The organism is Methanomicrobiales archaeon HGW-Methanomicrobiales-1 (genome assembly GCA_002839675.1).
Classification (GTDB): Archaea; Halobacteriota; Methanomicrobia; order Methanomicrobiales; family Methanospirillaceae; genus Methanoregula.
In genome coordinates this window covers 30,989-48,577 of the sequence record PGYM01000001.1, presented here as the reverse complement: position 1 = coordinate 48,577, position 17,589 = coordinate 30,989, and the positions used below count along the sequence as shown (strand labels likewise).

The 17,589-nt window shown below is 54.0% G+C and carries 18 protein-coding genes and 1 tRNA gene; 13 read left to right on the top strand and 6 right to left on the bottom strand.

Going from position 1 to position 17,589, the window contains the following annotated elements:
• Positions 1-236 precede the first annotated feature (236 nt).
• The 7 genes from CVV30_00245 (at position 237) to CVV30_00215 (ending at position 8,421) form a co-directional block, all read left to right on the top strand.
• Positions 237-500: a ferredoxin gene (locus tag CVV30_00245; protein ID PKL69843.1), complete on the top strand. Its 264-nt coding sequence runs from the start codon at positions 237-239 to the stop codon at positions 498-500.
• Between the two features lie 13 nt (positions 501-513).
• On the top strand, positions 514-921 hold the full coding sequence (locus CVV30_00240; protein ID PKL69842.1) for a molybdopterin dinucleotide-binding protein: 408 nt from the start codon (positions 514-516) through the stop codon (positions 919-921).
• Entirely contained in the window at positions 918-2,234 is a 1,317-nt protein-coding gene (locus CVV30_00235; protein PKL69841.1) for a formylmethanofuran dehydrogenase subunit B, read from the top strand. The genes CVV30_00240 and CVV30_00235 overlap by 4 nt, the downstream gene beginning before the upstream one ends.
• Before the next feature lie 2 nt (positions 2,235-2,236).
• Positions 2,237-3,949, top strand: a complete 1,713-nt coding sequence (locus CVV30_00230; protein ID PKL69840.1) for a formylmethanofuran dehydrogenase subunit A — start codon at positions 2,237-2,239, stop codon at positions 3,947-3,949.
• Positions 3,950-3,960: 11 nt separating this feature from the next.
• On the top strand, positions 3,961-4,761 hold the full coding sequence (locus tag CVV30_00225) for a formylmethanofuran dehydrogenase subunit C (GenBank protein PKL69839.1): 801 nt from the start codon (positions 3,961-3,963) through the stop codon (positions 4,759-4,761).
• A gap of 346 nt (positions 4,762-5,107) precedes the next feature.
• Complete coding sequence (locus CVV30_00220; GenBank protein ID PKL69838.1) at positions 5,108-7,168, top strand: formate dehydrogenase subunit alpha; 2,061 nt, start codon at positions 5,108-5,110, stop codon at positions 7,166-7,168.
• 2 nt (positions 7,169-7,170) lie between these two features.
• Positions 7,171-8,421 carry a formate dehydrogenase gene (locus tag CVV30_00215; GenBank protein PKL69837.1) on the top strand — a complete coding sequence of 417 codons (1,251 nt, stop codon included), beginning with the start codon at positions 7,171-7,173 and terminating at the stop codon, positions 8,419-8,421.
• Between the two features lie 250 nt (positions 8,422-8,671).
• Here CVV30_00215 and CVV30_00210 read toward each other — a convergent pair whose 3' ends face one another.
• Positions 8,672-8,854 carry a hypothetical protein gene (locus CVV30_00210; GenBank protein ID PKL69836.1) on the bottom strand — a complete coding sequence of 61 codons (183 nt, stop codon included), beginning with the start codon at positions 8,852-8,854 and terminating at the stop codon, positions 8,672-8,674.
• A gap of 655 nt (positions 8,855-9,509) precedes the next feature.
• On the opposite strand from CVV30_00210, the gene CVV30_00205 reads away from it, so the two are divergent.
• From CVV30_00205 to CVV30_00180, 6 genes are all read left to right on the top strand, one after another.
• A complete protein-coding gene (locus tag CVV30_00205) occupies positions 9,510-10,238 on the top strand; it encodes an ABC transporter permease (GenBank protein PKL69835.1) in 729 nt (242 codons plus the stop codon).
• Positions 10,235-11,317, top strand: coding sequence for an ABC transporter ATP-binding protein (locus CVV30_00200; protein PKL69834.1), 1,083 nt, complete (start codon positions 10,235-10,237; stop codon positions 11,315-11,317). The genes CVV30_00205 and CVV30_00200 overlap by 4 nt, the downstream gene beginning before the upstream one ends.
• A 54-nt stretch (positions 11,318-11,371) precedes the next feature.
• Entirely contained in the window at positions 11,372-11,560 is a 189-nt protein-coding gene (locus CVV30_00195) for a hypothetical protein (protein PKL69833.1), read from the top strand.
• Between the two features lie 13 nt (positions 11,561-11,573).
• Complete coding sequence (locus CVV30_00190; protein ID PKL69832.1) at positions 11,574-11,765, top strand: hypothetical protein; 192 nt, start codon at positions 11,574-11,576, stop codon at positions 11,763-11,765.
• Between the two features lie 82 nt (positions 11,766-11,847).
• Positions 11,848-12,636, top strand: coding sequence for an MBL fold metallo-hydrolase (locus CVV30_00185; protein PKL69831.1), 789 nt, complete (start codon positions 11,848-11,850; stop codon positions 12,634-12,636).
• 53 nt (positions 12,637-12,689) lie between these two features.
• Positions 12,690-14,381, top strand: coding sequence for a DNA ligase (locus CVV30_00180; protein ID PKL69830.1), 1,692 nt, complete (start codon positions 12,690-12,692; stop codon positions 14,379-14,381).
• Here the strand turns inward: CVV30_00180 and CVV30_00175 are convergent.
• The 5 genes from CVV30_00175 to CVV30_00155 all read right to left on the bottom strand — a co-directional run bounded on the left by CVV30_00175 (position 14,378) and on the right by CVV30_00155 (position 17,557).
• Entirely contained in the window at positions 14,378-15,514 is a 1,137-nt protein-coding gene (locus tag CVV30_00175; protein PKL70909.1) for a hypothetical protein, read from the bottom strand. The genes CVV30_00180 and CVV30_00175 overlap by 4 nt on opposite strands.
• A 67-nt stretch (positions 15,515-15,581) precedes the next feature.
• On the bottom strand, positions 15,582-15,851 hold the full coding sequence (locus CVV30_00170; GenBank protein ID PKL69829.1) for a hypothetical protein: 270 nt from the start codon (positions 15,849-15,851) through the stop codon (positions 15,582-15,584).
• Positions 15,852-15,864: 13 nt separating this feature from the next.
• Positions 15,865-16,995, bottom strand: a complete 1,131-nt coding sequence (locus tag CVV30_00165) for a glycosyl transferase family 28 (protein ID PKL69828.1) — start codon at positions 16,993-16,995, stop codon at positions 15,865-15,867.
• Between the two features lie 56 nt (positions 16,996-17,051).
• Positions 17,052-17,264, bottom strand: a complete 213-nt coding sequence (locus CVV30_00160; GenBank protein PKL69827.1) for a PspC domain-containing protein — start codon at positions 17,262-17,264, stop codon at positions 17,052-17,054.
• A 219-nt stretch (positions 17,265-17,483) separates the two neighbouring features.
• Positions 17,484-17,557: transfer RNA gene (locus tag CVV30_00155), tRNA-Val, on the bottom strand.
• Between the last annotated feature and the right edge of the window lie 32 nt (positions 17,558-17,589).

Here is a 17,589-nt window from a genome sequence, read left to right as displayed (position 1 = left end):
TAATATAAGTAAACATTTCAGAGAAAATAATCCCAACAGCTTGAAGGGAGATCTCCTTTTTTTTCATGCAGCGTTTCCCTTTTTACGCCGTGAAATGCGAGTGGGTTAACCACACGTACATCAGATTATTTTTTAGTTAACCCAAACATGAAAAATTAACTATTTGTTCATTTAGATATCTTTAACTAATTTGCCGGGCAACAATTGGAATTACGACGACAAGTGTTGTGATACGCATGGCGTTTTCTGTACATATTAACATGGAGCAATGCACCGGTTGTGGCAACTGCGTCATTGCATGTCCGGTTGATGCTCTCGAGCTACATACCGTTGACCCGGCTACTAAGGAGAAAATCTACGCGGTCAGGAACGGCAAGTCTGTTCACCTTGATGTCAAGGCTGAACTCTGTGCCGGCTGCGGGGTCTGTGTCAATGCCTGCCCCTACGATGTGATCCGCCTCTCGGGAAAAGGAGAGACAGACAATCTGGTCAAGGCCTGATGTGAGGAGTACCATGACAAAGAATATTACCCTGAACCTGATCTCCGGAAGGACCATCCAGCAGGGCGTTGCAATCGAGGGTGGCAAAGAGAAGCCCTCGTACCGCACCGCCTGCGGAATCATCGAGATGGACAACGAGGACTTAAAGAAACTCGGTGCATGGAAGAACACCAACGTCAAGGTCACGAGCCCCCACGGCAGTGTCATTGTCAAGGCGATCGAAGCCACGCAGGGCCCTCACCCGGGCGTGGGTTTTATCCCCATGGGACCATGGGCAAACTCAATCATCGACCCTAACACCTACTCAACCGGCATGCCCACCTTCAAGGGAACACCGGTAACCGTGGAAGTGGCTATCAACGAGCCTATTCTTCTCGGCATCGAACTGGTGCAGAAACAATGCGGGGTGATTGTAGGATGACCAAGACAATCCCCGATGTAATCTGTCCGTTCTGCGGAACCCTCTGCGATGATCTTGAAGTTGTTGTATCCGATGACGGCAAACAGCTCCTTGAAGTCTACAATGCCTGTGTGATCGGGACTGAAAAGTTCCTGCACTCCCAGTCAAAGGACCGTGTGACCCGCCCCCGGCTTCGCCAGGCAGACGGCTCATGGAAAGAGATCAGCTACGATGAAGCGGCAGATTACACAGCCAACATGCTTGCAAAGGCAAAAAAGCCCCTCATGTACGGATGGAGTTCCACCAACTGCGAAGCGCAGAGTGTGGGTAACGAGATCGCTGAAATGAGCAGGGCCTGCTGTGACAATACCGCAGCAGTCTGCCACGGCACGACCCTCATCGCCGTGCAGGATATCGGAATTCCGTCCTGTACACTCGGCGAAGTCAAGAACCGTGCGGACAGGGTTATCTTCTGGGGATGCAACCCGGCACACGCCCACCCCCGGCACATGTCCCGGTACTCCATCTTCCCCCGCGGGTTCTTTACCGGCAAGGGACAGATGAGCCGCAAGATGATCGTCATCGACCCCCGTATCACTGACACGGCAAAGATGGCAGACGTTCACCTCCAGATCGAGCAGGGCAAGGACTACGAACTCTTAAACGCACTCCGTGTTGCATTCAAGGGCGAGTGGCTCCCCGATGTTGTCGCAGGCATCCCCAAAGAGAAGATAAGAGAAGCTGCTGACATGATGAAGAGCGGCCGTTTCGGCATCATCTTCTTCGGTATGGGCGTCACCCAGTCACTGGGCAAGAACCACAACATCGATGAGGCGATCGCTGTAACCAAGGACTTAAACGAGTACACAAAATTCTCGATCATGCCGATGCGGGGCCACTACAATGTGACCGGCTCCGGAGAAGTTTTCGCATGGCAGTTCGGGTACCCCTACTCAGTCGATTTAACGAGAGGTTTTGCACGCTACAACCCCGGTGACACCAGCACGATTGACCTGCTGAACCGCGGCGAGGTGGATGCAATGTTCACCATTGGCAGCGACCCGGGAGCACATTTCCCCATCAGCGCTGTCAAGCAAATTGCCAACCTCCCTTCGGTCTGCATTGACCCGCACCTCACCCCGACAAGCGGTGTCTCAAAACTGCATGTCCCGGTCGCATTCAACGGTGTCGAGACCGGTGGGAACTGCTATCGTATGGACAACGTACCAATCGACTGCCGCAAGGTTGTTGAACCACCAGAGGGCATGCTCACCGATGAACAGTTCCTCATCATGGTCCGTGACCGGGTAAGGAAGCTCAAGGGGGCTGCATAATCATGTCAGAATATATTATCAAGAACGGAAACGTCTTTGACCCGGTACAGGGTATCAAAGGCGACAAGAAAGATATTGCAATAAAAGACGGCAAGATCGCTGACAAGGTGTCCTCTTCAGCAAAGGTCATCGATGCAAAGGGTATGACCGTGATGGCGGGCGCAGTGGAGATCCACGCCCACATTGCAGGTCCGAAAGTAAACCTTGGCAGGATCTACCGGCCTGAAGACAAACTCTTCAGCTGCACGCCCACAAGGGGCATGGAGCGGATGGGCAGCGGGGCATCAATCCCCACGACCTTCAAGACCGGTTACGAATATGCCAAGATGGGATACACCACAGCCATGGAAGCAGCAATGCCCCCCATGTTCTCCCGGCACGTGCACGAGGAGATCCGCGACACCCCCATCATCGACGAGGGCGCATTCCCGGTCTTCGGCAACAACTGGTTTGTCTTAGAGTATCTCAAGAACCATGAAATCGAGAACACTGCCGCATATATTGCCTGGCTGCTCCGCGTTACCAAAGGCTACGCAATCAAGGTCGTCAACCCGGGCGGCACGGAAGCATGGGCATGGGGACTGAACTGTCTCTCGGTCAATGATCCGGTCCCGTACTTCGATATCACCCCTGCAGAGATTGTCAAGGGACTTATCGAGGCAAACGAGTACCTCGGTCTTCCGCACTCAGTGCACATCCACCCCAACAACCTCGGAAACCCCGGTTGTTACCAGACCACGCTCGACACGCTCGCACTTGCACACGGCATGAAGGCCAACAACAAGTTCGGCCGTGAAACCGTCCTGCACCTCACCCACTCCCAGTTCCACTCCTACAAGGGAACCAACTGGGGAGACTTCGAGTCCGGTGCCAAGGAGATCACTGACTACGTCAACAAGAACAAGAACATCACCATCGATACCGGTAACGTCACCCTTGACGAGACCACCACGATGACCGCCGACGGTCCGTTCGAGCACCACTTAACCGGGCTCAACAACTTAAAGTGGGCAAACTGTGATGTGGAACTTGAGACCTGCGCCGGTGTCGTGCCGTATATCTACAGCCCGAACATCTCGGTCTGTGCCATCCAGTGGGCAATCGGTCTTGAGATCCCCTTAATGATGAAAGACCCGATGCGCTGCTACATCACCACCGACCACCCGAATGCAGGGCCGTTCACCCGGTACCCCCGCGTTATCAAGTGGCTCATGAGCAAGAAGGCCCGGGACAACCAGGTAAACGCATTCAAGCACAAGGACAAGGTCCTTTCCCAGACCAGCATTGGCAGCCTCGACAAGGAGATCTCGCTCTACGAGCTCGCCCAGATGACCCGTGCAGGCCCGGCAAAAACGCTCGGACTTGGTCACATGTGCGGCGGCTTAAAGCCCGGTATGGATGCAGATGTTGCAGTCTACAACTTCAACCCGGACACACCGGTTGCAGATCCTGAGAATATCGAAAAGGCATTCTCACGCTGTGCCCATGTCTTCAAGCTCGGTGTCGAAGTCGTCAAGAACGGCGAGATCGTTGGCACTGTAAACAAGAGGACCCTCTGGGTCAATGCCAAGGTGAACGACAACCCGCAGGTCAAGCGTGATATCAACGAGAAGTTCCTCAAGTATTACAGCATGACCCAGGCGAACTACGAAGCGCTCGGACACCACTTTGTCCCGAACCCACTGGCCTTAGAGGTTGATGCAACACACGTGTAGGTGAGGAAAGAATGGAAACTGTAACCATAACCATGAAGAACCCGCCCGCACTGTATCTCGAGGCGGACAACGTAACCCCCGATGCATTCGCAGGAAAGACCGCAGCCCAGATTGCCGAACTCAGTGTACATGAAGGAAACACCACTTCAACACTGGACAAGTATTTCGAAGTCAGCGGCAATGCCGGTGCAACCGCAGCGGACACCAAGGTCGTTGTCAAAGGCGATGTCAAGAAGGTCAAGTACCTCGGCATGAAGATGAGCGCCGGCGAGATGGTCATCGAAGGCAGCACCGACCTGTATGTCGGGGCCTGGATGACCGGTGGCAAGCTGCTCGTCAAGGGCAATGTCGAAGGATTTGCAGCAACCGCCATGAAAGGCGGCGAGCTCGTTATTGAAGGCAATGCCGGCAACTACCTCGGTGCAGCATACCGGGGCGACTGGCGCGGCATGTCCGGCGGCAAGATTCTCGTCAAGGGAAATGCCGGCAGTGATATCGGCATGTACATGACCGGTGGCGAGATGGTTATCAACGGTAATGTTGATGTCCACGTCATGACCCATGCAGAAGGTGGCAAGACCATCATCAAGGGCAATGCCAAGAGCAAGGTCGGCGGCCAGATGGTTGGCGGCACGATCGTTATCTTTGGCTCTATCGACACCATGATGCCCGGCTTCAAGCCCAATGGTGAAGTCGAGCTCGAAGTTGAAGGCGCCAAAGCTACCTTTTCCCACTATATCGGAGACATGGGCGAGCGCCACAAGAAGAGGAAAGGCGAAGTCATCTACGCTAACCTCTATAAAAAGATCTAATCACTTTTTTTTTAGCTAATTCTTTCATACTCATTACTCCCCGGAGGGTAATGGGATAATCCGGATATAAAAAATCCCCGTACTTTCAGCTCTGGAATAGTTTTGGCAGGTGCCCTGAGGACCAGGATTCCGTATTTCCATTGAAACGCAATTGTGCGCGGATGAACGGCCCTTTTTATTTTTATAAACAATAGGGAGTTAATTAATTTCAAAGGTTAACAGATCCTATGCAGCCGAATCATTCCCCACAGAGGATAACCCCCTTTTAATAATCACTTTTCCAGATTTTTTCATTATGTTTAAATATCGAAAATTAAGATTTTTACAGGTTAATAGGTGTGAATACATGGAGTTCAAATACGTACCAACTACGTGTCCGTACTGCGGAACCGGGTGCGGCTTCAACCTTGTTGTTGTGGACAAGAAGGTTGTCGGCGTCCAGCCCTGGCAGCGCAATCCGGTCAATGAAGGAAAGCTCTGCCCTAAGGGGAACTATGCATGGGAATTCATCAATTCTCCTGACCGGCTGACCAAGCCGCTCATCAAGAAGGATGGCAAATTTGAGGAAGCCAGCTGGGACGAAGCGTACAAGCTGATTGCATCCAAGTTCAAGTCCTACAAGCCTGAAGAGATGGCATGCCTTGCATCTGCCCGTGTCTCCAATGAAGAGAACTACCTGATGCAGAAGTTTGCCCGTGCGGTCATGAAGACCCCCAACATCGACCACTGCGCCCGGCTCTGCCACGCTTCAACGGTCGTAGGGCTTGCCGGTGCATTCGGCTCCGGTGCAATGACCCAGTCGATTGCAGATATTGCCGAATCGAAGTGCCTCCTTGTTATCGGAACCAACACGTTCGAGCAGCACCCGCTGATCGGGCGCCGTATTATGCAGGCAAAGGCGAATGGCGCAAAGATCATCTACGCCGACCCGCGGCTCACGCCGACAGGAAAGATTGCCGACCTGCACCTGCAGTTCTACTCCGGTACCGATGTTGCATTACTGAACTGCATGATGCAGCTGATCCTCAAGAACGGCTGGGAGAACAAGGACTTCATCAAGAACCGGACCAAGGATTTCGAGAAGGTCAAAGAAGTCGTAATGAAGGATGCCTACTCCCCCGAGAACGTCTCGAAGATCACCGGTGTTCCCGCAGCAGACATCATCACTGCAGCAGAATGGTTCGGCAAATCCGGCCAGTCCGCGATCCTCTACTCGATGGGTATCACCCAGCACACGACCGGTGTCGACAACGTCAAATCGGTCGCAAACATCCAGATGCTGACCGGCAACCTCGGAAGGCCCGGCACGGGTATCTGCGCACTGCGTGGCCAGAACAACGTGCAGGGCGCCTGCGACATGGGGGCCCTTGCAAACGTGTACTCCGGCTACCAGTCGGTGCTTGTCCCCGAGATGAAGAAGAAGATGGAAGACGCATGGGGCTGCGAGATTGCCGAGGGCAAAGTCGGCCTGACAGTTACCACGCTCGTCAATACCCTTGCCGATGAACCCGGCAAGGTCAAGTGCGTCTATATCATGGGTGAGAACCCGATGCTCTCCGACCCCGATCTCCACCACGTGGAAAAGGGCCTGAAGAATGCCGAGTTCATTGTCGTGCAGGATATCTTCTTAACCGAGACCGCCCAGTTCGCCAATGTAGTCCTGCCGGCAGCCTGTTTTGCCGAGAAGGACGGCACCCAGACATCAACCGAACGCCGCGTCCAGAAATGGAGAAAGGCACAGGATCCACCCGGCGAGGCAAAGGCAGACTGGCAGATCTTCTGCGAGCTTGCAAAGGTCATGGGATACGAAAAGCAGTTCCCGTACAAGAGTGCCGAAGAGGTCTTTACCGAGATTGCAAAGGTCACCCCATCCTATGGCGGCATGGATTATGCACGGCTGGAAAAGCCCGAAGCACTCCACTGGCCCTGCCCCACCAAGGAGCACCCGGGAACCCCGATCCTGCACAAGGAAAAATTCACCCACCCCGACGGTCTCGGTATCTTTACCCCGATCGAGTGGAAGGCCCCGGCAGAAGTTCCGGACAAGGACTACCCCTTGCTCCTGACCACCGGCCGCTGTATCTGGCACTGGCATACCGGTACCATGACCCGCCGCTCCCCGGACCTTGAGCGTGAGGAACCCACGGGCTGGGTTGAGATCAATCCAGAAGACGCAAAGGCGCTGGGTATCAAGGACAAAGAGATGGTCAAGGCCAGCTCCCGCAGGGGAGAGATTACGATTGGCGCACGTGTAACAAATACCATCAAGAAGGGCGTCGTCTTCATGCCGTTCCACTATGTGGAATGTGCTGCAAACCTGCTCACCAACAATGCACTCGACCCCGTAGCAAAGATCCCCGAGTTCAAGGCCTGTGCCTGTAAATTAGAGAAGATTGAGGAGGCGTGAACATGGCAAAGAAAGGCGATATGCTCTACGCATGGACCAATGACGCAGCGATCAAGGAGAAAGCAGAGCTCGGTGGCGCAGTCACCGCACTCTGGAAATACGCGCTCGAGTCAAAAGCAGTCGATGCAGTCCTTGTTATCACCAAGGGAACTGACCTCTATGATGCAGTTCCGGTCCTGATCAAGGACCCCAAGGACCTGGTCAAGACTGCCGGTTCACTCCACTGCGGTACGCTCCTGCTGCCCAAACTCGTCAAGAAATACCTCGAAGGCGCCGAGACCATGAAGCTCGGTGTGACCGTCAAGGGCTGCGATGCGATGGCGTTCTACGAACTTGCCAAGCGCAAGCAGATCAACCTTGACAACGTCGTCATGATCGGTGTCAACTGTGGTGGCTCGGTCAGCCCGGTGCTCGCCCGCAAGATGATTGCTGAGAAGTACGGCGTAGACCCCAACATCGTCCACAAGGAAGAGATCGACAAAGGCCAGTTCATCATCGAGTACGAAGGCGGACACAAGGGTATCTCCGTTGACGAACTCGAAGAAGCAGGCTATGGCCGGCGCAGCAACTGCCGCCGCTGCAAGATGAAGATCCCCCGCCAGGCAGATCTTGCCTGCGGAAACTGGGGAGTCATCGGCGACAAGGCCGGAAAAGCAACCTTTGTTGAGGTCTGCTCCGAGAAGGGTGCAAACCTCGTCAGCGGTGCCGTCAAGAACGGTATCCTCGCCACCGAAGCAGCAAACCCCAAGGGCCTTGAAATCCGTGGGAAAGTCGAAGGTGCAATGCTCAAGCTTGGCGACAAGTGGCGCAAGCACGACTTCGAAGCACTCGGAGAAGGCAAGGACCGCTTGAAGAAGATCATGTCCGAGACATCACGCTGTATCAAGTGCTACTCGTGTATCTCGGCCTGCCCGATCTGCTACTGTGTAGACTGCACCACCAAGAACCCGGCCTATGTAAAACCCGGTGAACTTCCCCCGAACTTCATGTTCCACCTCATCCGGTTCGCCCACATTGCAGACTCCTGTGTGAACTGCGGCCAGTGCCAGGAACTCTGCCCGGCAGAGATCCCGAACGCATTATTCATGCACGCACAGCAGCAGGAACTCGAGAAGATGTTCGGCCATGTCCCGGGTGTCAGCATGGAACTCCCTCTCCTGGCGTTTGCTGAAGAGAAGACCGAGCGCGGCCGTCTCCACAACACCGGCAGCGACATGATCTACGAGAACGTCTTCAAACCCTTTACCAAATAAACCAATCAATCTTTTTTTGCCGCTTGACCGACTGACATCCCCCTCGGGAGTGGATATGCTACAACGATAGTGGCAGAGGTTTTCCCGTGGAACGATTGCAGGATAGTTTCTGTTGCAGTATCGCTCACGGAATACGGATCACGTAACCGGTGCAGGGCCGGAATAGAATTATTCAGGAAAATAGTGATGACGGGGCCGGCACATCTGCAGCCCCGGGGGAAGCTGGATCTGTCATCGTTTTAAGGTACGACTAGTGTGCGGCTGTATTGAATCGTTCGAAGTAACATTCGCCATACACCTGCTTTTCGCCGGGCTTGAGTGCGAGAAGGAGATTGTCGGCATGGTCCAGGCAGACGTAGGCAACACAGCACCCGAATGACTGGATCCCGATTGCATCCTTCTCACAGTGCTCGCACTTTTGTTTTTCCGTCATCAGCTGTACCGTTCGAGAACGCAAACGCCGTAAACTTTTTTCTCACCGGGTTTGAGGGCAAGAAGGAGACTGTCAGCATGATCCTTGCAGACATAGGCAAAAGCGCCCTCTAATGACTGTAATCCGATCGCATCCTTGCCACAGTATTCGCACTTCTGTTTTTCCGCCATGATCATTTACTTTCCGTCTTTTCATTAATACAGCTTTTTAATTATGCAGATAATGTCACTCTTTGCGGAAGGATCCCTTTCTGGAAAAAAGATCTATGTATTCGCGTTTCAGCAGGTTTTCCGGAGCTCGGATTGAGTAAACTACGTTGCGAAAAAAGCCTCGATTTAAGGGGCTTTGGCGGCCACCAGGTGAGGGCGTTTCCGCCCGTATTTTGGTAATCGGGGCAAATATCTGGCTTGTTTTTCGCAGGGGTTGAAAAGGAGCATTTTACGGGCTTTTCCGGAACGGGTTTTTAGAAACGGTGCCCGCGAAAGCCTTGATTTAGGGTATCCCGGATCCCTCCGGCATTGTCCTTTTCAATTCATTACCCTGAGCGACCCGTGCACACGCCAGAAATAAATAAGAAACGGTTAACCACAGCACTTTTTTTAGAACGACTTATTACTGCTCCTCGCCCACTATTTTCTAAAAAACGGTGATACGGATGAACGATATCGTTTCAGGAATCATGCAGGCATTCAATCTGATTATCACGCTTAATCCGGATGTCCTGCAGATCGCAGCCCTCTCCGTGTACATTTCCCTTGCAGCAACAATCCTTGCCGCATGTATATCCATACCCCTCGGGGGACTGATCCATTTCCGTGAATTCCGTGGCAAACGAACGCTCAAAGTAATTATCCAGACACTCTATTCAGTCCCGACCGTAGTTGTCGGCCTTCTCTTGTATCTCCTGCTCTCGAAAAGCGGCCCGCTCGGGTTTTTCAGCCTGCTGTTTACCCCGGAAGGAATGATCCTCGGGCAGATGGTACTGATCATCCCCATCACCACCGGCCTGGTGATCTCTGCCCTCAGCGGGGTTGACCAGAACATCAGCGACACGCTGATATCCCTTGGCGCAACCGAGTTCCAGAGCATTATCCAGATCGTAAAGGAAGCCCGGCTGGCAATCCTCAGCGCGGTGATCCTTGCATTCGGGAGAGCGATCTCGGAAGTCGGGGTTGCGATGATGATTGGGGGAAACATTGCCGGTCACACCCGGGTACTGACAACCGCAATCGCCCTCCAGACGGGCATGGGAGACTTTGGGTTCTCTATCGCACTCGGCATTATCCTCCTTATTATTGCACTCGTCATTGTCGTTGCCATGAATATCATCACCACCGGCCTGTCATCTGAACAGATAATAGTGCAGGGAGGCCCCCCCACATGATCAGGATATCCGGTCTTTCCCGGCAGGCTGGCGGCAGGAAAATTCTTGACGATATCAACCTGGAGATCCGGCGCGGTGAGATCTTTACGCTCATCGGTCCCTCCGGCAGCGGCAAGACAACCCTGCTGCGGCTGATCGACCTGCTTGACCGGCCGACCACCGGGAAGATCTTTTTTGACGGGCAGGATACTGACGGCCCCGAGCCGGTCCGGCTCGCCCTCCGGCGACGCATGGGCATGGTCTTCCAGAAATCCGCAGCACTCAACACCACGGTTGCAGAAAATGTGGCATTCGGCCTCAAGTTCCGCGGCACGGATACGGCGCAGATCGCACAACGGGTGAGATCGGCACTTGAACTCGTCGGGCTCCCGGGCTTTGAAGAGCGCAGGGCAGTCACCCTTTCCGGTGGCGAGATGCAGCGCGTGGCGATAGCCCGGGCAATGGTCACCGAGCCGGAAGTGCTGCTGCTGGATGAGCCCACCGCAAACCTCGACCCGGTCTCAACAGAGTTGATCGAGGATTTGCTGGTAAAAATCAACAGCCGGATGCACACGACCATCCTCTTTTCCACGCATGACATGATCCAGGGCCAGCGCCTTGCCCACCGCATGGGAGTGATCATGAACGGGTGCCTTGCCCAGGTTGGCTCGCTCCATGAGATCTTCTACCAGCCGGAGGGAAAGGAGGTTGCCCGGTTTGTCGGTATCGATACCATCTTAAAAGGAGTGGTGCAGACCAATGAAAATGGGCATGCCACCGTAATGCTCGATCATGCCAGCTTCGAAGCGATCACCCCCTGCCCACCGGGAAAACGGGTTGCACTCTACATCAGGCCCGAGGAAGTGACTATCTCGATACCTGACGGAATTCAAAAAACCAGCGTCCGCAACCGTCTTATCGGGACAATAACAAAACTGGTATCCCTCGGGCCATTCATCCGGGTAACCGTAGAATGCGGAACGCCCATCACAGCCCTTATCACTACGCGGTCCTGCGGAGAACTCGGACTTAAAGCAGGCATGACCGTTGTGGCAAGCGTCAAAGCAACTGCAATCCACGTGCGATCGGATTCAACCTGAGATCTATTCAATAAATTTATCTGTTTGTCACCGTAACAGTCAATAGGATGCGCTATGGCTGACCTGTTCACAGATCTTCTCATTTACATAGGTATCGGGATTCTCACATTTGCCATCGGCATGATCCTCGGATACCAGTTACTGATAATGCACTATACGAAACGGTTTATGGTGATCGCTACAGAATGTTCCGATGCGGACTCCCTGATCCCCATGGTAGAAGAACTCGCGAGGGAAGCATAACCGGAGGGGGAAAATGGTTGACCTTGTAAGTTATTCCTTAATCAGCATCACCTGCTTCTGTTTCGGCCTCATTGTCAGTTTCCAGATTGCGCATATTCACTACAGCCGCAAGCTCACCACCATGCTGCGCCGCTCCATTTCCACAAAAACCATTGCGCCGGTGCTGGCCGAGTACGAGATGCTCAAAGCCAAGAATAAAAAATAAAGATTTCCTTCTTTTCTCCTTTTTAATTCCTTTATTTACCCCATCAGAGCAGGTTAATACGAGAGTAACCAATAATTATGAGATGCGCTGCACGACGCTTGCCAGCGGGAGCAAAGGCAACTGCTTTTTTATTGAGGGGGAAAGCGGCGCCCTGCTGATCGATGCAGGACTGAGCGCCAAAGAGATACTGGGGAGGATTTCTGCTGCAGGGCTCGATGCCGGGCGGATTAACGCGGTCCTGGTCACCCATGAGCATGGTGATCATTTGCGCGGGGTGGATGTGCTCATCCGGAAACTGGATATTCCGGCCTATGCAACGGAAGGCACGCTCCATGATTTCCTGCACAACCGGCGTACATCGGATAAGCCGGTTGACTGCCGGGTATGCAGATATGACGATGAGTTTGCAATCGGGGATTTTTCAGTTGAACCGTTTGCCACCTCGCATGATGCAGCCGAGCCCTGCGGGTTTGTGATCCGGGAAAACGGGTTTAGGATCGGGTACTGTACCGATACGGGGATCCTGACCCCGCCCATGCTGGAACGGCTCAGGCACTGCGACGGGGTTGTGCTCGAGAGCAACCACTGCCCGGATATGCTCGCCAACGGGCCCTATCCTGAATCCTTAAAGAGGAGGATCCGCTCGAAGCGGGGACACCTGTCGAACCCGGCAGCTGCAGCCGGTCTGCAGGCACTGGGAAAAGATGTTCCGCAGGTGATCCTCGCACACCTGAGCGAAACCAACAATACGCCCGATCGGGTGACTGCCAGTGCACGGGAGGGTCTCGGGCTCTTCTATGATGAGATGCACGTGATTGTCGCAAGCCAGTGCGGTACAACGGGAACATGCCCGCAGTGTATCAGGCTCTAAAAAAAACACAATCTTAATCCTTTGCCCAGCCAAACATCAGGACGAGAACCCCCATGCTCTTTATGGATTTTTCAAAGACCTGCGAGAAACTCGAAGGTATCTCCGGCCGGCTGGAGATGATCGATCTCATCAGCACGATCCTGCCGACATTATCTCCTGAAGAGCTGCCGGTCTTTGTGCGGTTTGTCATGGGGAGGATCTTTCCTGACTGGAGTGCACAGAAACTCGGGATCGGGCCGAACCTCCTGTACGAAGCCGTCGGCTATGTAGTTGGCATTAAAAAAGAGCAGGTGATTGAGAGGATCAACCAGACCGGCGATGTCGGGCAGGCAGTTGAGGAACTCCTCTCAGAAAAATCACAGATAAACCAGAGGATGTTGTTTTTTCATGAGGACCTGGACCTCATTTCCGTGTACAGGGAATTGATCAATATCTCTGAACAAGGGAGCAAAAAGTCACAACAGGCAGTACAGCGTGAGAAACCACAACAGGAGAAACTACGTGCTGTACGCAAACTTATTTCCAGTGCCCAACCGCTCGAAGGCAGGTACCTTGCCCGGATCATGCTCGAAGAGCTCCGCATCGGCGTTGGGGAAGGGAGCGTGCGGGACGCGATCGCAAAAGCGTTTGCCGTTGATTCAGCCCTCGTCGAGCACGCAATGCAGGCCCTGAACGATTCGGGGGAGGTGGCACGGCTGGCAAAGATCGGGCCGGACGCACTCAGGGAGGTCAATATTACCCCGTTCCACCCGGTTCGGATGATGCTCGCCCAGCAGGGTTCCATCGCCGATATGATTACCGGGCACGGGCTGATTGCCGCGGAATACAAGTACGATGGCTCACGGTTCCAGTTCCACAAGAAAGGCAACTGGGCGCGGATGTACTCGCGGCGGCTCGAGGATGTGACAGCGGCATTGCCGGACGTGATACAGCAGCTGCTCGGGGCAACCGACCATGACGTGATCATCGACGGGGAAGTCATCGCAATAAAAGACGGAAAGCCCATGCCCTTTCAATCCGTGCTCCGCCGCTTCCGACGCCGCCATGATGTGGCAGAGGCAACCGAGGCTGTCGAGCTGGTGCCCAATGTCTTTGATATCCTCTGGCTCGATGGCGAGACCTTAATCGATCTCCCGCTTACCGAGCGAAGGAAGAAACTCGAAAGCGTGATAAAAATGTTCATCGCCCCGCAGGTGGTGAGCGATGACGCGGCCGTGATCGAGAAGACCTATACCGATGCTCTCGCTGCCGGGCACGAAGGGATCATGATCAAGGTGCCTGCTTCCCCGTATTCACCGGGCCAGCGGGGGAAGAACTGGATCAAGATCAAGCCTGAGGTGGACACGCTCGATCTCGCGGTGATCGGCGCCGAGTGGGGCGAAGGGAAACGGGCACATGCATTCGGTTCGTTCCTGGTCGCCTGCCAGGACGAGGGGAAACTTGTTCCCTTAAGCAGGGTTGCCACCGGCTTTTCCGATGAACAGTTAGCCGAGGTCTACGCTCTGCTCAAGGACACCGTCATAGCAAAGAGCGGCAAGGAAGTGACGTTTGAGCCAACGCTCGTCTTTGAAGTCGGGTACGCTGAACTGCAGGCCAGTGTTAATTATGAGGGCGGGTTTGCCCTGCGGTTCCCCCGCTTTATCCGGCTCCGCGATGACAAGGATATCACCGATATCGAAACACTTGACAGCATCCGGGACCGGTACAACCGGCAGGCAAATTCCGCACAGGCCTACAAGGCCTAGAAAAGCGTTCTCTGGGTTCTGAGTTCCGGAATAAGCGTGCTGTGCCGGAGCCATGCACCGGATCCGAGCCGGGCGGAAATCTCGGCGGCAGCCACATCGAGCGACGGACAGGCCACGGAGGGAGTCTGCATCGCTTTCCGGGTTGCCTCCCGGATCACCCAGGTCCCGAGCGGCGCCCAGTACTCGCTGGATATGTTGCGGACAATAATCACCCGGGCACAGCGCCGGATGCTTTTGAGATATTCACAGGCAGCAAGCCGTGCAGAATAGTACGCCCCGGATATGGGCGAGTAGCCTTTCTTGGTCATGCCCTCCCGGTCCTGCACGATCACTGCTTCGTCTCCTGCCCAGAGGGTCTGCTTTCCCCAGATCTCGATCATCTCGTACTTCCAGTCACCCGGGATAAGGATACAGAGGATCCGGTTGCCGTAGATCTCGCCATCGAACAGCCGGATCTCATCTATCGGGGGATAGCGGGCAATCTCTTTTTTCATCTGTATGGACAGGGTATCGTCAACTGCGGTTATCGCCCAGCGGGTGGGGACAAACTTCCGCCGCTTGCCGAGCAACCCTGCCGTCATCAGCTTGGTGATCTGGTACACATCGATCTCAGAGTCCATCAGGGCCACGCAGGCATCGGTAGCCGTAACATCGGTATCGGACGTTACCCGGTCAACAGCCCGCTCCACCCGGGCACTGCCAATCACATCCATATGTTTCACCGGCCCGGTAAGCCCGACCGGGGCAACCGTGCCATCGAAGTTCAGGCTGAAGGCAACCGGTTTGGTGAACAACACATCAACATCGAGCGGGATGGTGGAGAGCGCAATCTCCTGCAGGTTGCCGGCAACCGTGTGCAGTCCCGAATTGCCCCGGATCGTGCGGGCACGGATCCCCACGATATCCTCCATGCCAAGATTCTGCCGGAGCCATTCCGGGGGATTATCGGAATCATTAATCAGCAGGGGTCCGCCCTGCACATCGGGATAGCCGTAACTGCCGATGAAAACCGAGGGGGAACTGCCCTGGTAACTCGTCGAAGGTTTTACGGATACCTGGGCATGGAACCGGCTCATGATCGGGCAGCGGGGCAGGCCGCACATCCCTTTTCCCTTGCACTCGGCACACCGCATCATGCCGGCACCGGATTCTTGTCAGGGCGGCTCGTCACCCTCCTAGATTTACTGAGGGTATGTTTACTCATGGGGTGTGCTGCTGGAGTTCTATGGTTTTGATAACCCGGTCCTCGGTATCGGTAAAGGAAACACGCCATCCCACGTCATACCGTGCCCCGCATTCCGGGCAGATAAGAATTACCCGGTACACCTCCCGGGTATCTTTTACGGGACGCACCTTGCCGGCATTGGCAGAAATAAATGACGTGTGAAACCCGTAGGTATAGCCGCAGTCCGGGCATATCCGGATTTCATCAGAATGTTTCAGTGTAGTAATCTCCCCGGGTTCTGGCATAACAATCCCCTGATCAGCTTGTTTTTGCAGGTGTTCCTGATGAAGGTTTCCTGCGGTTCACCGTATCGCAGATGATCCCTGCAGCATTTTTCCTGCCATTGATAGTGGCATGAACCTCGCGGAAGGGGTGGGGAGTGAGGGCAACGGTCTCTCGAATTTTCTGCACCAGGGTTTCCTGGGTAACGAGCCGCCCATCGATGGTGATGCCTGCACCGATATCTTCGATCTTTTTGGCATTGTTCTGCTGTTCGGGATGGCTCGGATCCATGATGATCAGCACGGGTTTTTCAAAGAGCAGGGCCTCGTGCAGCGTGGTAAGACCACCGTGCACAATCGCAATCCGTGCCCGGGCAAGATGCTCATAGATATTGGGAACATAGCCATGCGACAGGAAATTGTCAGACGATTCCGGCAGGTTCGCACCCGTGTAAAATACATCGAAAAGCAGGTCTTTTCGTTTATCGGCAATGGTCTTTAACATCAGGTACATCGGGAGTTTGTACGGTTCTCCGCCGAAACTGGCAAAGATCGTTGATTTCTCATAGCGGTACCGGGAGGGATCGAATTCGTAAAACGGCCCGGTGAAAGTATACCGTCCTTCTTCGCCTTCCGGGACAACAATATTGTATTCGCTCACGGTATCGGGTGCAGGATAATCCGGGATAAGCACGTGATCGGCAAGACGGATGTACCGCTGTATCGAGAAATTGAGGATCCTCCAGACAATATTTGTCGACAGGTTGGGCCCGTTGAAATGGTTCTGGTTGGTGATGAAGACCACAGGGACATTCTGCAATCGTGCGGCAATGACCCCCCCGTACATTGTGTCGCAGACAACGCAGTCAAACCGGTGTTGCCGTATGAGACTCCGTACGCTGAGTGCGGACCGGATCATATCGAGCACGATCCATTTAGAACACCAGAGCGTCTTTTTGAGACTGAAAAAACCGTTCTCCCCCTCAAGGCAGACTTCACGGGGAGTATAATGGACGTGGGAGCAGCGGTGCTGCTTCATGAAATCATAGGATTTCCCGTAACCGGCAAAGTGGATCTCATGTCCCTGCTGCAGCATGTAATGCCCGAGGTGGAGACTGCGGGATGCATGCCCGAGTCCTTCACCACAGACGACAAAGAGGATCTTCATGAAACCATCCGGTTTTTTTTCAGGCAGGAAATGATTACCGGCTCCTTATATCACGGTTACTGATTGAATGTATCCTCATGAGGTGTTTCTTCTTCCGGCACAAGGATCCAGGCGATAATATAGGCAAGGAGACAGATTCCCCAGGTAACCAGGGTCAGTACTGCCCATACCAGCCGTATGATTGTAGGATCAATCTCCAGATAATCGCCAATCCCCCCGCATACGCCGCCAAGCACGCGCCGGGTTTTCGAGCGATACAGCCGTTTCATGGAAATAGGTTTGGAAGTCTGCTCATTAAAATTGATTGCCCTGAAACAGCAGCTGCTCAATAACCAGACCCGTGAGGATGAATTCCCCCGTGGGATACAGGAATTAACAAATCCATTTATCCCTGCATGCGGACACCGGGGGTTCATGTGACGGATGCAGGTATCATCGCGATGCTCATCGCTGTATGCTGGGAATACAGGAAAAATAAAACAAAAAGATGGGCCCGCTGAGATTCGAACTCAGGACCTCCGCCATGTCAAGGCGACGTCATAGCCAACTAGACCACGAGCCCTCGTAAATCTGATGCTCTATAACATCTGTGCT